Annotated in this window: 13 protein-coding genes; 7 read left to right on the top strand and 6 right to left on the bottom strand. The window is 73.8% G+C overall.

The window, feature by feature from the left end:
* Nucleotides 1-19: 19 nt before the first annotated feature.
* Together cdd and WMF22_RS32130 are read right to left on the bottom strand one after the other, a co-directional pair.
* The gene (gene cdd, locus WMF22_RS32135) at nucleotides 20-484 is read right to left on the bottom strand and encodes a cytidine deaminase (protein ID WP_437293779.1); all 465 of its coding nucleotides are present in this window, start codon (nucleotides 482-484) and stop codon (nucleotides 20-22) included.
* Entirely contained in the window at nucleotides 481-1,332 is an 852-nt protein-coding gene (locus WMF22_RS32130) for a purine-nucleoside phosphorylase (protein ID WP_437293778.1), read from the bottom strand. Before WMF22_RS32130 ends, cdd begins: the two co-directional genes overlap by 4 nt.
* Before the next feature lie 50 nt (nucleotides 1,333-1,382).
* On the opposite strand from WMF22_RS32130, the gene WMF22_RS32125 reads away from it, so the two are divergent.
* The 3 genes from WMF22_RS32125 to WMF22_RS32115 all read left to right on the top strand — a co-directional run bounded on the left by WMF22_RS32125 (nucleotide 1,383) and on the right by WMF22_RS32115 (nucleotide 4,368).
* Nucleotides 1,383-1,820, top strand: coding sequence for a hypothetical protein (locus tag WMF22_RS32125; protein ID WP_438032260.1), 438 nt, complete (start codon nucleotides 1,383-1,385; stop codon nucleotides 1,818-1,820).
* A gap of 335 nt (nucleotides 1,821-2,155) precedes the next feature.
* On the top strand, nucleotides 2,156-3,097 hold the full coding sequence (locus WMF22_RS32120; RefSeq protein ID WP_437293776.1) for an RNA polymerase sigma factor: 942 nt from the start codon (nucleotides 2,156-2,158) through the stop codon (nucleotides 3,095-3,097).
* Nucleotides 3,094-4,368 (top strand): FecR domain-containing protein, encoded by a 1,275-nt coding sequence (locus WMF22_RS32115; protein ID WP_438032259.1) that lies wholly within the window; start codon nucleotides 3,094-3,096, stop codon nucleotides 4,366-4,368. The genes WMF22_RS32120 and WMF22_RS32115 overlap by 4 nt, the downstream gene beginning before the upstream one ends.
* 8 nt (nucleotides 4,369-4,376) lie before the next feature.
* Here the strand turns inward: WMF22_RS32115 and WMF22_RS32110 are convergent, their stop codons facing one another.
* The gene (locus WMF22_RS32110) at nucleotides 4,377-4,682 is read right to left on the bottom strand and encodes a PilZ domain-containing protein (protein WP_012238486.1); all 306 of its coding nucleotides are present in this window, start codon (nucleotides 4,680-4,682) and stop codon (nucleotides 4,377-4,379) included.
* Between the two features lie 73 nt (nucleotides 4,683-4,755).
* Here WMF22_RS32110 and WMF22_RS32105 point away from each other — a divergent pair, with 73 nt between their 5' ends.
* Complete coding sequence (locus WMF22_RS32105) at nucleotides 4,756-5,955, top strand: hypothetical protein (RefSeq protein ID WP_438032258.1); 1,200 nt, start codon at nucleotides 4,756-4,758, stop codon at nucleotides 5,953-5,955.
* A 61-nt stretch (nucleotides 5,956-6,016) separates the two neighbouring features.
* On the opposite strand, the gene WMF22_RS32100 is transcribed toward WMF22_RS32105, so the two are convergent.
* The 3 genes from WMF22_RS32100 to WMF22_RS32090 all read right to left on the bottom strand — a co-directional run bounded on the left by WMF22_RS32100 (nucleotide 6,017) and on the right by WMF22_RS32090 (nucleotide 9,466).
* A complete protein-coding gene (locus WMF22_RS32100) occupies nucleotides 6,017-6,580 on the bottom strand; it encodes a hemerythrin domain-containing protein (protein WP_438032257.1) in 564 nt (187 codons plus the stop codon).
* A gap of 189 nt (nucleotides 6,581-6,769) precedes the next feature.
* Nucleotides 6,770-8,950 (bottom strand): hypothetical protein, encoded by a 2,181-nt coding sequence (locus tag WMF22_RS32095; protein ID WP_438032256.1) that lies wholly within the window; start codon nucleotides 8,948-8,950, stop codon nucleotides 6,770-6,772.
* A gap of 111 nt (nucleotides 8,951-9,061) precedes the next feature.
* Nucleotides 9,062-9,466 (bottom strand): PilZ domain-containing protein, encoded by a 405-nt coding sequence (locus WMF22_RS32090; RefSeq protein WP_437293771.1) that lies wholly within the window; start codon nucleotides 9,464-9,466, stop codon nucleotides 9,062-9,064.
* A 59-nt stretch (nucleotides 9,467-9,525) separates the two neighbouring features.
* Here WMF22_RS32090 and WMF22_RS32085 point away from each other — a divergent pair, with 59 nt between their 5' ends.
* The 3 genes from WMF22_RS32085 (at nucleotide 9,526) to WMF22_RS32075 (ending at nucleotide 13,374) form a co-directional block, all read left to right on the top strand.
* Nucleotides 9,526-11,274, top strand: a complete 1,749-nt coding sequence (locus tag WMF22_RS32085; protein ID WP_437293770.1) for a class I adenylate-forming enzyme family protein — start codon at nucleotides 9,526-9,528, stop codon at nucleotides 11,272-11,274.
* Nucleotides 11,275-11,326: 52 nt separating this feature from the next.
* Entirely contained in the window at nucleotides 11,327-12,427 is a 1,101-nt protein-coding gene (gene dnaJ / locus WMF22_RS32080) for a molecular chaperone DnaJ (protein WP_437293769.1), read from the top strand.
* Between the two features lie 101 nt (nucleotides 12,428-12,528).
* Nucleotides 12,529-13,374, top strand: coding sequence for a pyruvate, water dikinase regulatory protein (locus WMF22_RS32075; RefSeq protein WP_437293768.1), 846 nt, complete (start codon nucleotides 12,529-12,531; stop codon nucleotides 13,372-13,374).

Genomic DNA, 13,374 nt, shown 5'->3' with positions numbered 1-13,374 from the left:
TGGAGGGCGCTCGGGGCGATCAGCGCGAGAGCGCGGCCGCCCCGAACGCCTCGGGGAGCAGCGCCGCCAGCGAGGTGGTCCGCGGCGCCACGCCGTCGGCCTCGGCGGCGATGAGGCGGATCGGGAAATCCACGGCGAACTCCGCGAGGGTTTGCCTGCACATGCCGCACGGGCTGCCGAGCACGGGCCCGCTGGTGGCGACGGTGAGCGCGATCGGATCGCGCTCGCCGGCCGCGACCATCTGCACGATGGCGGAGCGCTCTGCGCAGATGGTGAGCCCGTACGAGGCGTTCTCGACGTTGCAGCCGGTGAACACGCGGCCGGATCGCACGAGGATCGCCGCGCCCACCCGGTAGCTGGAGTACGGCGCGTGCGCCCGCGTCCGGACGGCGAGGGCGGCCTGGTCGAGCGCGTCCCAGTCGATCGCCTGCGCCGCTTCGGCCGAGGCGAGCGCGTCGCCCGCGTCGCGCGGAGGGCGGCTCACGACGCCGTGCTCCCGGCCGCGACGTCGGCGCCGACGCGGCGGACCCACGCCGAGAGCAGCGCCGTGAACCGGGCGCGCGCCTCCCGGGCGGTCTCCTCGACCTCCTTGTGGTCGAGCTCGCGCTTGGTCAGCCCCGCGGCGAGGTTCGTGACGCACGAGATGGCCGCGGCGGGCACGCCCATGTGCCTGAGCGCGATGATCTCCGGGACGGTGCTCATCCCGACCGCATCGGCCCCGAGCGTGCGCAGCATCCGGATCTCGGCGGGCGTCTCGTACGTCGGCCCGAGCAGCGCGGCGTAGACCCCCTCGCGCAGGGCGACGCCCGCGTCGCTCGCCGCGGTCTTCGCGAGCTCGATCAGCCTGGGATCGTGCGCGTAGGTCATGTCGGGGAAGCGCTTGCCGAGCGCCTCGTCGTTCGGCCCGACCAGCGGGTTCGCTCCCATCAGGTTCAGGTGATCGGTGAGCAGCATGAGATCGCCGGCGGCGAACCCCGGGTTGATTCCGCCGGCCGCGTTGGTCAGGAGCACGGCGCGACAGCCGAGCCGGGCGAGCACCCGCACGCCGAACACCACCTTCGCCAGCGGGTGCCCCTCGTACACGTGCGCGCGCCCCTGCAGGCAGGCGACCTGCACGTCCCCGACGCGGCCGGCGCAGAGGAAGCCGGGGTGCCCGGCGACGGCCGGCCGGGGCATGCCGGGGATGTCCGCGTAGGGCACCTTCACCAGCTCGGCGAGCTCGTCGCCCCAGCCGCCGAGCCCTGATCCGAGCACCACACCGACGCGCGGAGGCGCTGGAATTCGTTCACGAATGACGCGAGCGGCTTCGTCGAGCTCAGGCAGGAGGGTCACCGTGACAAGCTACCCCAGGGCGGCGCAACGTCGCAGAGCAAACGTCGCAGATGCACGGCGGCGCCGCGCGTGATAGGGTCGCCGCCCTTTCGGGGCAAGTGACGACGATGGCTACCAAGATCGAAGATTTCTTGAAGGAAAAGAAGATCGACCCCCGCCGCATCATCGCGGCGTCGGCGAAGATCGAGCGGCTGCAGCCGGAGGATCGGGCGATCCGCCTGACCAAGCGGCTGGCGCGTGGCAGCGAGGATGCCGCCAAGAAGAAGGAGGCGGCCAGCGCCAAGAAGCCGCGCAGCGGTCGTCCCGTGACCGACCGCACGCTGAGCGCCGCGCTGAAGGGCAAGCCGATCAGCGGCCCCGCGAAGACGCGCGTTCTTCGCGCGGTCAACCGGCTCCTGGAGCAGAAGAAGCAGGAGAAGGTCGAGCTGTCGGCGCTCTTCGACCTGCCCAAGAAGGGCGGCGCGGCGGGGGCCGAGGCCGCGGGCTGAAGCCGACGGGGACGACCCGGACGGCGCCGCGATCACGAGTCGCCCGGCTGGAGCGCTCGTCGGCCTGAGGCCGGCGCGGGCTCCAGCCGGGCTCCTTTTTGTCAGGGGCTGAAGGCGCTCGCTACACGCGATCGCGGCGGCGGGAGCCCAGATCGAGCAGGTCGGCGGCGACGAGGGCCACGGTCAGCGATACGGCGATGAAGATCATGCGCCGGAAGGTCGCGCCGATGTGGCTCAAGGAACAACTTTTCTGCGTTCGGCGTAACCGCCGCCCTGGGGGGAGCGGCCGTGCGGCGCCATGAATGATCGGGCGGCTCGGCGCATCAGAGCCCTCCGTGCATACCGTGGCGGTCGAGACGGGGGCGCTGTGGGTGCACCTCTCGCGGTCGTTCTTCCGTGCTGACGCGGCTGCGCCGGACGGCCGTGGCGACGACCTGCCCGCGTGCGCTGCCAGAGACGCCCACGCGCCGCTCGATGTCGCGTTCGCGGACGGTGACCGCTCTCGTCGTCCGGCGCTCCTCGTCTCTCCGTCGAGCTCCATGAGCGCCGAGGGGGCGGGTAGGCTTCCGCAGGTGACCGAGCCCGACGACGTGGGCGAGTGGATCCGCCGCTTCCAGAGCGGCGACCCGACGGCGTTCGCGGAGATCTTCCGCCGCTACCGCCGCGACGTCGCGCGCCTCGTCTTCAGGATGCTCGGGCCGACCGCCGACGTCGAGGACGTCATCCAGGAGGTGTTCATCCAGGTGCACCGGAGCCTGGGTGACTTCCGCGGGCAATCGAAGTTCACGACGTGGCTCCACCGGGTGACGGTCAACGCCGTGCTGATGGCGCGGCGCGCCGCGCGCTGCCGGCCGGTGTTCGTGGGCGAGCTCGGCGCCGACATCGAGGTGGACCGCGGCATGCTCCCGGACGAGGACGCCGCTCGCGCTCGCAGGATCGACGCCTTTCGGCGGGTGCTGGAGCGGCTCCCCGAGAAGAAGCGGGTCGTCTACGTCCTGCACGAGCTCGAGGGGATCCCGCCGAACGAGATCGCGGAGATCGTCGGCGCGCCGGTCCTGACGGTGCGGACGCGCCTGTTCTATGCGCGCCGCGAGATCGAGGCGATGATGCGCGCCGAGCCCGCGCTCGCCCAGCTCGCCGCCGAGCTGGCCGAGGGCGGCGCGGACAAGGCGGATGGCGCCGGGCCGGCAGCGGCGCGCGCGCGCGTTTCCGTGGGGGGCGCCGCCGTGGGATACCCCGCGGCGGATCCATCGGCTGTCGACGCGGAGGACGCATGAGCGGCGCAGAGCATTACGACCGGGCACGCGAGCACATGGAGCGGCTGCTCCGCGCCGAGCAGCCGCCCGAGCCGCGCTGGGAGACCATCGAGCGCGAGCTGTTCGCGCGGATCGAGCGGGCCGCTCCGGTCCACCGCGCCGCGCCGCCGCAGCGCTCGCCGCTCGGGCGCGCGCTCGGGTTCGCGGCGGCGGCGGCGGCCATCGCGTTCGCGGTCCTCGCGGCCGGGCGCTCCGCCCCGCCCGTCACGGCGACGTCGGCGCCGTCGCGCGCCCGCGATCTCGCCGAGGTCCCCGCGGCAGCCGGCGGCGACCGGGCGTCCGGCGACCTGGACTTCCGCGCCCTCCGGCCCGGCGACTCCGTCGAGTCCGCGGACCACGCGGTCTCTTTCGTCGATGTCGGCTCGGTGCGCTGGACGCTCCTGCCGGACAGCCGCGCCGTCGTGCGCGCCCTGGGCGCGGCGGGGGTCGGCCACGTGATCTCGCTCGAGCGGGGCTCGGTGCGCGCCGACGTCGTCACGCGCGCGCCCGAGGAGGGGCTCGTCGAGGCGTTCGCCGTCGAGGTGGACGGCACCCGCGTCGCGGTGCACGGCACGCTCTTCACCGTGACCCGTCTGGAGGGCCGCGTGGAGGTCGACGTGGAGCACGGCACCGTCGCGGTCGGCCCTGCGGCGTACCGCGGCGCGACCACCGCGCACCTCCTCGTCGGCCCGTCGCGCGGCACCTTCTCGCTCGACGGCGGCCGCGAGGCGCGCCTCCTCGAGCGCCCCGCGCCGCAGGACGGCGCCGCCGCGGTCGCGCCGCCGGAGCCTGCGCCTGCGCCCGCTCCGCCCCAGCCGGCCGTCGGCGCGCGTCCGCCGGGCGGAACCGCTCTGGCCCCGGCGGTCGTGGCGCGCGCGGAGGAGCCCGCCGCCCCTGCGGTCGCCGAGCCGACGGCGCAGCTGTCGCCGCTGACGACCGAGCCCCCGCCCGCCGCCGCGCCGCCGGTCCCGGAGGCGCAGGAGGCGTCTGGCCCGCCGGCGCTCACGCCGGCCTCCGTGCAGTCGCTGCTGTCGAGCTGCTTCGCGCGGGAGAGCGCGGGCGGCAGGTCCTCGGTCCGCCGATCGATCGTCTCGACGCTGCACGTCTCCGTGCGCCCCGACGGCAGCGTCGCCGCCCTGCGCTTCAACCCGCCGCTCCGGCCGGCGCTGCAGGCTTGCGCCGAGGGCCTCTACCGAGGGCGCTTCGCGGGAGGCTCGAGGCAGCTCGACATCCCGCTGACCATCGACGACTGAGCGCCGCTCTAGAGGGAGCCGAGGAGCTGCGTCAGGGCGTAGGTCTCGCGTGCGCCCATCATGCCGAACTGCACTCCCATCCCCTCAGGGGTGGTCCATCGCACAACCGACGGGATCACGGCGACCTGCTTCAGGCCTTGCAGGGACAGCAGAACCTCGACGGTCGCGCCGAAGGGAGCCGGCGAGCTCGTCTCGATGAACATCCCGCCGAGGCTGAGGTCGCGGCATATCGCGTCGACGCGCGGGCCGTCACCGATCCGGAACGCGATCGAGAGCTCGATTTGCTTGCGCGGGTGCTTCCGGTGATCTCGCACGTTCCTCGCTGGCTAGCTGCGCGGCGCTGAGGCGCGCCGCGTGGGGTATTCTGGAGCGCAGAGGAGACGATCAATGTCGCGAGCCGAGAGCGTCGCTGTCAAGCGCCGGGAGCCGCGCTCGAGTTCTTCTTCGAGTCGCTCGAGTCGCTCGAGCCGCACGAGTCGCTCGAGCCGATCGAACAACAGCGGCAGCAGCACCCCCGCGGTCGGGGTCGCGTCGTCCACGAAGGTCGACGCGGAGGCGCGCCGCGGCTGGAAGCGGCACCTCGAGGGCTGGGAGCCGGGGCTCGTGGCCGTGTTCATCGCGGGCTCCGCGGCGATCCTCGCTGTGCCGCGGTCGGTCGAGCCGGCCGAGCTGCCGCTGCCGCTCACCGACGCGCGAGCCCTCGCGCGTGTGCGAGACACGGACATCACCCGCGCCCGCGAGGCCGAGGAGCTCGGGCTCGACGCCGAGGTGCGCGAGCTCGGCTCCGCCGTCCGCGCGTTCGGGCTCGTGGACGCCGACGCGGATCACACCGAGGCCGAGCTCCTCGCCGCGCGCGCGCGCGTGATCGACGCCGTGGGCCGCGCGCTCGCCCAGGGGGACGAAGCGGTGCTCCGGCTGCGCGCCTACCAGCTGAGGGCGTTCGTCCGCGAGGTGCGCCGCTTCGAGGCGACCGGCGAGGAGTCCGACGAGCTCCGCGAGCTCGGCGGCGACTTCCTCGGGCTGCTCCGCCGAAACGGCTGGCTGGGGCAGGGGGACGCGGCGCAGCGCGGCGGCGGGGAGGGGGCCCGCCGCGTCGCCATGGATGGCGTCGTGCTCGGTGTGCTCTTCAAGAAGCGCTGGAGCGCCATCGTCGGCGTCGAGCGAGCTCCGTTCGCCCCGGGGCTCGACGAAGAGCGCGCGCTGTTCAAGTTCTTGCTCGCGCGCCCGCTCGTCGCCGCGAGGAGCGCGCAGACCCTCCCGGCTCCTCCCGACGAGGAGACGGCGGCGCGCCTTGCGCAGGCGGGCGGGTCGGGGCCGCGCTCGCCCGCGGCGGCGCTCCGCGCCGCGGAGGCGCGGCGCGCCGGGGAGCAGTATCGCCTGAAGAAGATCGACGAGCTCGCCGCGCTCGACCCCTCCTATCCCAGGCACCTCGCCCGCGGCGTCACCCTCTATCGGCTGGGGAGCTTCATGCAATCGGCGGAGGCGTTCCGCAGCCACCTGGAGCAGCACCCCGACGGGGCGTACACGCTTCGAGCGCAGAACTACCTGCGCGCCGCGCTCGAGCGCGCGCGCGAGGAGCAATTCTAGGAACGGTCTCCCGTCGGCCGCGCCGAGCGGCCTCGCCCGCGGCGCGTCCCCCGGGGCGGGCCTACGGGCCCCTGCGCATCCCGCCGGGGCGGTAGGGGCGCCCGCTGATGCCCTTGGCCGGGTTGCCTTGCCCGCCGCGCCCTCGGCGCGTCTCCATCTCGTTCCAGATCCCCTGCTTGGCCGAGGCCTGCAGGAACCGGCGGGCGGCCGGAAATACCTCCTGCTCCTCGCTCTCCACATGGCGCTGGTGCGCAGCGCGCAGGTCCTCGATGAGCTGGGGGATCGCCTCCACGGCCTCGGGGCCGCCGTCTCTCTCGATCGCGGCGCGCAGCGCGTCGATCGCGCGCTGCTGCGCCTTGTGCTCCTGCCGGAGGCGATCGAGGGTCGGCGCGATCGCCTCGAGCACCGCGAGCCGCGGGTACAGCGAGCGCTCCTCGTCCTCGCGATGCCGGCTCATCGACCGCTCGAAGTAGGCCACCACGCTGGAGAGACCCTCGAGCGCGGCGGCGCGCCCGCGGGGATCGCTGAGCGCGCGCGCGGCGCGCGCGAGATCGTTCAGGTTCTCTTCCAGGCTCCGGTGAGCGGCGGCGAGCTTCTCGAGCGGATCGATCCGGTCATCGGACATTCATCGATGATCGAACGACAAGGCGCGCGCGTGGAAGCCCTTTATTCCTTCCGCGCGCGATTCGCGCTCCGCGTCGCGCGCGCGGCGTCACGCGCTGGTCATCCGACCCACTCGCCACCTGACCAGCGGAGACCGTATCGCACATCCGGCGCCGGTCATCTCCATCCCGCGCGCGATCGCTGGCGCGTTCTACGGAAGGCCCGCGTTGCGGGGCGGATCGAGGTGCAGCGCGGGCGCCAGCATCTCGCGCGCGAGGTGCACCTCGAGCAGGTCGATCACGGGGCTCTTCGACACCGCGCGGAGCCGCTCGTCCGCGCCGGCATCCCCCGCCGCCTTCCTGGCCATCGCGGTGTAAAATTGCGCCTCCACCCGCTGCGCCGCGCTCCGGGCGAGCCTGCCGAGATCCGCGTCGCTGAGCCCACCGTTCGCCCAGGCCGCGAGCTTTCCCGTCCATGACGCGCGGCTCGTCGCGCTGTCCAGCGCGCGGCCCGCGGTGCCGTCGGTCGCGACGCCGAGGGAGCGCTCCAGCAGAAGGACCCAGAGCCCGCCGTAGATGAGATCGTCCTCGTCCACGTTCGCCTCGAGGCCGCGCTTCAGCGCCCGCCGCGCGGCGGGGAGATCGCGCTCCACGAGCGCGCGCCCCACGGCGTCGAGCATCGTGGCGCCGAGCTGCGGCGGCTCGGCCGCCACCAGGGCGAACGCCCGATCGTACGCCCGGGTCGCGCCCTTCTCGTCGCCATAACCGTCGAGGATGCGCCCGAGCAGCCGCTCCGTCCGCGCCTTGGCGCCGGGATCCCGGGCGCGCTGCCGGGTGTCGAGCGCGGCGGCGAGCGCGGCGTCGAGCGACTCCTTCGCCCGGTCCTGCGTGCCGGCGTCGCGGTGGAGCTCGAAGGCGAGCAGGTGCGCCTGGATGATCTCGAGCGGGGCGCTGCGCGCGTCCGGCGCTCCCAGCGCGCGCCGCACGTCCTCGAGCGCCGCCTGGGGCTCGCCGGACTGCCGCTCGGCCATCGCGAGCACCGTGAGCCCGTTGACCGTCGGCTCGGCCGCCGTCGCCGCGCGGAGCAGCGGCAGCGCGGCCACGAGGTTGCCGGCGCGCAGCTCGAGCGACGCCATGAGAGAACGGACGCGGGCGCCCGACGGATCGAGCGCGCCCCCGCCGCGCGCCGCCCGATCGGCGAGCACGAGCAGCGGCCCCGCCGCGCTGTAGGTGCGCCGGGCCGCGTCGAAATCGTCGTTCGACGCCTCCTCCGAGAGCGCGCTCAGCACGAGCCCGAGCGCGGCCCCGAGCGCGCCCGGGCTCGGCCTGTCGCCGAGCGCGCCGGCGATCACGAGCGGCGTCGCCTCGGACATGCCGAGGCGGATCATCACCTGGGAGAGGAGCGTGGCGCTGTCGTAGTTCTGCGGATCGCGCCGGTAGGCCTCGAGGGCCGCGCCCCAGATCGCCCCGTCGAGCAGGTCCTGCCGCATCCCGGTCTCGGCGTCGCGCTCCTGCGCCTCGTGCTGCGCGAAGGCGGCGGCGAGCGCCTGCCACGAGACCGCGTCGTCGTCGGAGGCGGCGGCCTTGAGCCGCTGGTACAGGCCGGGCGGGATCACCCGGCGCACGCTCGTGCGGTCGATCTGCTCGATCGCGCCCTTCGCGTCGCCGAAGCGGAGGAACAGCGCCGCCAGGCTCGCGCCGCCCGACTCGAGCGCGCGCGCCGCCTCGACCGCCTCCTCGCGCTCCGGCCTCGCGCCGCCCTGCCGGTACTCGATGTTGAACTCGATCGCCCGATCGATCCACGCCACGGTGGCGGCGGCCGCGCGCTGGATCGACTCCGCGCGGCCGTCGACGAGGGCGCGCGCGACGGCCGCGCGCTGATCCGCGCCGAGCTGCTCGAGCGGCCCGCCGGTGCGCGTCTCCTTCATCCACTGCTCGAGCGCGGCGAGGTGCTCGTCGCTCTCGGCGCGGGCCCGGCTCCCGCTCGGCAGCGCGGCGGAGCGGAGCTCCATGAGGGCCCGCACCCGCCCCTCGTCGCCGCGCGGGCTGAGCCGCTCGATCGCGCCGGCGATGGCGCGCTCGCCCACGGCGTCGATCATCTCGGCGCGCCCCTCGCCGGGACGGACGAGGGAGAGCGCGCCCAGGACGCTCTCGACGGCCCGGTCGGGCTGACCTGCGTTGAAGCGCCCGGCGGCGTGCGCGAGCTGCCTGCGGACCACGCCGATGAGCAGGCCCGTGCGCTGCGGGCTCTGCTTGCCGTCGCGCACGATCGTGAACAGGCTGGCGGAGAAATCGGCGTCGCGGACCTCGACGGCAGTTACGCGGCCCTCGGCGCCTGGCGGCCCCTTCGCCCCCGGCGAGCTGGAGGCCCCGCAGGCGACGGAAGAGAGCACGAGGGTGAGCGCGGCGAGACCCCGAGCGAGACGGCGCCGAGGGAACAGGGGCGGCAGCGACATTGCGAGCCAGTGTACACGGGGGGAGCGTGAGCGCACCCCTCGGAGGCGCTACCGCGAGCCGTCGCCGAGCTTGCGGCCGAGCAGCTTGGAGGCGAGCGTCTCGCCGAGCTCGCTCATCATCAGCTGCTCGACCACCGCCTCGGTGGCGGCGCGCTCCGCCTCGCTCGCGTACTGGAACTCGATCCCCATCCCCGCCGGAGCCGACTCCGTCGCCTCGGCGGTCGTGACGATCCACTTCACCCGCCCGCGAAGGCGGAGCGGCTCGGCCAGGTTCCGGATCGAGAGGGCGAACACGAACTCGGTGCCGATAGCGAGCGGGCGATCCGTCCGGATGAACGTCCCGCCTTTCGAGATGTTGCGCGTGTAGTCGGCGAAGAACGTGTTGAGCCGTTTGTACTCTACGCTCAGCTCGATCGCGGCACGCTGGGCTGAGCGGCGGTCAGCTTCCGTCACGGGACCCACCCTACCACGGCGCATGCGGGCCAATGCGGGCCAGAGTAAAGTCGCCGGCCATGCGACTCGAAGGGGTCAGGGCCGCGCTGGCGAGCGGGCGAGGCACGATCGACGCGGCGCTCGCCGCCGGGCGGGCGGTGACGCAGGCGGGGCTGCTCGCCGCGCTGCGTTGGCCGGGGCTCAAGGTGCTCGCGCGCGAGCTCGCGAGAGGCAAGGCGAACCCGTCGCTCCTGTTCCGTTTCCACGCCGAGAACAGCCCGCACCGGATCGCGGTGATCGAGCCGCTGAGCCTCGCGCCCCGCGCGGCGGAGCGAGGCGCGGGGCCCCCGGCCGAGGATCGGGTCTACTCCTTCTTCGCGCTGAACGAGGTCATCGATCGGCTGGGCTGCGCGCTCGACCGGCGCGGCGTCGGCCCGGGCGTCACCGTGCTGCTCGCGCTCAAGAACCGCCCCGAGTTCCTGATGTGCCAGGTCGCGCTGGCCCGCGTCGGCGCGTCCGTCGTGGCGGCCTCGTGGCGATCGACCCCCGCGGAGCTCGCCTACCTCGCCGGCCACTCTGGGGCGCGCCTGCTCCTGTTCGACTCCGACATCGCCGGCGTCATCCGCGAGGCCGCGCCGCGGCTCGAGGGGATCCCGCGCGAGGAGATGATCGCGATCGGCGAGCGCGCCCCGGGCTTCTCGCACCTCGACGACCTCCTCGCCGCGTTCGACGATCTCGCCGCCGAGCGGGGCGCCTCGCCGGATCGGAGCGAGCGCGCCGCGGTGGTGATGTACACGTCCGGCACCACCGGCAAGCCGAAGGGCGCGGTGCGCGGCTTCGGCGGCGGCGTCGTCCTGCCGGCGCTCGGGGCCATCGGCGCGACCCCGATGCGCGCGGGGGACGTGCACCTCGCCGTGTGCCCGCTCTACCACCTCACGGCGCTCGGCTTCGTCAACCTGTCGCTCATCGTCGGCGCCACGATCGTGATCCTCCCGGAGTTCCAGCCCGAGCTCTTCCTCGAGGCGATCCAGCGGTACCGCGTGACCACGACGGCGGTCGTCCCGACGATGCTCCACCGCGTCCTCGAGCTCGGCGAGGCGCGGCTCCGCGCCCACGACACGTCGTCGCTCACCGCGATCTTCGTGGGCGGCGCGCCGCTCTCGCCGGCGCTCGCGGCGGAGGTGATGGCGGCGTTCGGCGACCGGCTCTTCAACTTCTACGGCGCGACCGAGACGGGCATCGTGACGATCGCGGGCCCCGGGGATCTGCGCGCCTCGCCGGGCACCATCGGGCGCCCCGTCGCCGGCAGCGAGCTGCTGCTCCTGCGCGAGGACGGGACGCCGTGCCAGGACGGCGAGGTGGGCGAGCTTTACGTGAGGAGCTCGTTGCTGGTCTCCGGCTACCACGGGGACCCAGGCGCCACGCGCGAGTCGACGCGCGGCGGCTACTTCTCCGTCGGCGACCTCGCCCGCCGCGACGCGCGCGGCTGCTACCACCTCGAGGGCCGCAAGCGGGAGCTCATCATCTCGGGTGGCGTGAACGTGTACCCCGCCGAGGTGGAGTCGGTCCTCCACGACCACCCGGCGGTCGCCGAGGCCGCGGTGGTGGGCGTCCCGGATCGCGCCTTCGGGGAGCGCGTGCGCGCGGTCGTCGCCCTGCGCCCCGGCGCGACCGCGAGCGAGGGCGACCTCCGGGCGCACTGCCGCGCGCGGCTCGCGGGCCCGAAGGTCCCGCGCGAGGTCGTCTTCGTCGACGCGCTGCCGCGCAACCCGACGGGCAAGGTGATGAAGCGCGAACTCGCCGGGCCCGAAGGGAAATCAGCGGATTAGGCGGCCCGGTAGCCGCTGTCCCGGGAGGGCGATCGATGCTATTTCGCACGTCGTGCGGGATCCGTACGAAGTATTGGGCGTCGAGCGTTCCTCGACGCAGGATGAAATCAAGAGCGCCTTCCGGCGGCTCGCCGGCCAGCACCATCCCGACAAGAACCCGGGGGATCAGGGCGCGCACGTCCGCTTCAAGGAGCTGAACGCGGCCTACCAGATCCTGAGCGATCCGCAGAAGCGCGCGGCGTTCGATCGGTTCGGCCCCGCCGCCGTCGGCGCCTCCGCCGGCTCGGGGGTCCCGGGCGTGCCCTTCGACATGCAGGACCTCAACCTGGACGCCATCTTCGGCGATCTCCTCGGCGCCCTGGGCATCCGGGTCGGCGACCGCGGGACGCTCCAGAAGGAGGTGCGGATCACCTTCGAGGAGGCGGCGTTCGGCTGCACGAAGGAGATCACCTACGATCGCGTCGAGCCCTGCGGCGACTGCGCCGGCTCGGGCTCCGCGCCGGGCGCGTCGACCGAGCGCTGCGCGGCGTGCTCGGGCCGCGGCCGGGTCCGGATGCAGCAGGGGATGTTCCCCATCGCGATCGAGCGCCCCTGCGGGCGGTGCCGCGGCACGGGGCGGATCGTGACCGACCCGTGCAGGGCGTGCCGCGGCGCCGGCCTCGCGGCGAAGCAGAAGACCATCGAGGTGACGATCCCTCCGGGCGTGGAGAACGGCGCGACGCGGCTCGTGGAGCGCGGCGGCAACGCCGTCCGCTCCGACCGGGGGCCGGGCGATCTGGAGCTCACCATCCGCGTCTCGCCGCACGAGCTCTTCCGCCGCGTGGGCGACGACGTGGTGTGCTCCGTGCCGATCTCGTTCGCGCGCGCGGCGCTCGGCGGCGAGCTGGAGATCCCGACGCTGGAGGGGAAGGGCCGGCTCCGCATCCCCCCGGGCACGCAGCCCGGCGCGGTGCTCCGGATCAAGGGCAAGGGCATACCGCGTCGCGTCGTGGGCGGGCGCGGCGACCAGCTCGTCGAGGTGAGCGTCGAGGTGCCGACGCAGCTCACCGCGACGCAGCGGGAGCTCATCGCGCAGCTGGCGAAGGAGCTCGGCGAGAACGTGCAGCCTCAGCAGGCCACCTTCATGGAGAAGCTGAAGGGGCTGTTTGGTTGACCTGGCGCGCGGCCACGCGCGATCCTCCGCGCTCTGCTGAACGCCGAGGCACGAGCCCTGCCTCGAGCGCCTGAGCCGAAATGGCGACGGAGGGATCGGACATGGACAAGGCGAAGTTCATCGACGTCCTGAGCGACTCCACCGGAGAGACGGCGGAGAAGGCCGTGCGCGCAGCGCTCCTCCAGTACCCGGACGCGGGGGTGCAGATCCGCCTCCACACCCGGGTGCGCACGCCGGAGGTCGCGCGGCCGGTGCTCGAGCGCGCGGCCCGGGAGGGCGCGCTCGTCGTGTTCACGGTGGTGAGCCCCGAGCTGCGCGAGTTCGTGCATGCGTCCACCGCCGAGCTCAACATCGAGGCGATCGATCTGATCGGCTCGCTCATCGTCCGGCTCGGCACCTTCCTCGACCGGGAGCCGATCAACCTGCCGAGCGCGATGCTCCCGCTGAGCGAGGAGTACTTCCGGCGCATCGAGGCGGTGGAGTTCGCGGTGAAGAGCGACGACGGGAAGGAGCCGCGGAACTTCAAGAGGGCCGACATCGTCCTCGTCGGCGTCTCGCGCACGTCGAAGACGCCGCTGTCGACGCTGCTCGCGCAGCGCGGCCTCAAGGTCGCGAACCTGCCCCTGGTGCTCGGCGTCCCGCCGCCGCTCGAGCTGCTGGAGGCCCCCCAGGATCGGGTCGTCGGGCTGACCATCGGGATCGATCAGCTCTGCGAGATCCGGCAGGCGCGGCTGCGCCAGCTCGGGATGCCCTCCGAGACCAACTACGCGATGCGCGAGCACGTCCGGCAGGAGCTCGACTTCGCGAACCGCCTCTTCGCCGCGCACCCCGAGTGGCCGGTGGTCGACGTCACCAAGCGCGCCATCGAGGAGACGGCGGTGATCATCCTCGAGCACCTGAAGGAGCGCGACGAGCGCGCCAAGGTCGTGCGCTCCTCGCTCGTGTGA

The sequence above is a fragment of the Sorangium sp. So ce204 genome (assembly GCF_051526795.1).
Taxonomy (GTDB): Bacteria; Myxococcota_A; Polyangia; order Polyangiales; family Polyangiaceae; genus Sorangium; species Sorangium cellulosum_B.
Note: the sequence above shows the minus strand (reverse complement) of the source record. Positions and strands in the feature narration are given on the sequence as shown.

Coding starts and splice junctions, on each gene's coding strand:
- WMF22_RS32125 (WP_438032260.1), top strand. CDS start 1,383: ATGCACGGCGGCGCCGCGCGTGATAGGGTCGCCGCCCTTTCGGGGCAA.
- WMF22_RS32115 (WP_438032259.1), top strand. CDS start 3,094: ATGAGCGGCGCAGAGCATTACGACCGGGCACGCGAGCACATGGAGCGG.
- WMF22_RS32105 (WP_438032258.1), top strand. CDS start 4,756: ATGTCGCGAGCCGAGAGCGTCGCTGTCAAGCGCCGGGAGCCGCGCTCG.
- WMF22_RS32100 (WP_438032257.1), bottom strand. CDS start 6,580: ATGTCCGATGACCGGATCGATCCGCTCGAGAAGCTCGCCGCCGCTCAC.
- WMF22_RS32085 (WP_437293770.1), top strand. CDS start 9,526: ATGCGACTCGAAGGGGTCAGGGCCGCGCTGGCGAGCGGGCGAGGCACG.
- WMF22_RS32075 (WP_437293768.1), top strand. CDS start 12,529: ATGGACAAGGCGAAGTTCATCGACGTCCTGAGCGACTCCACCGGAGAG.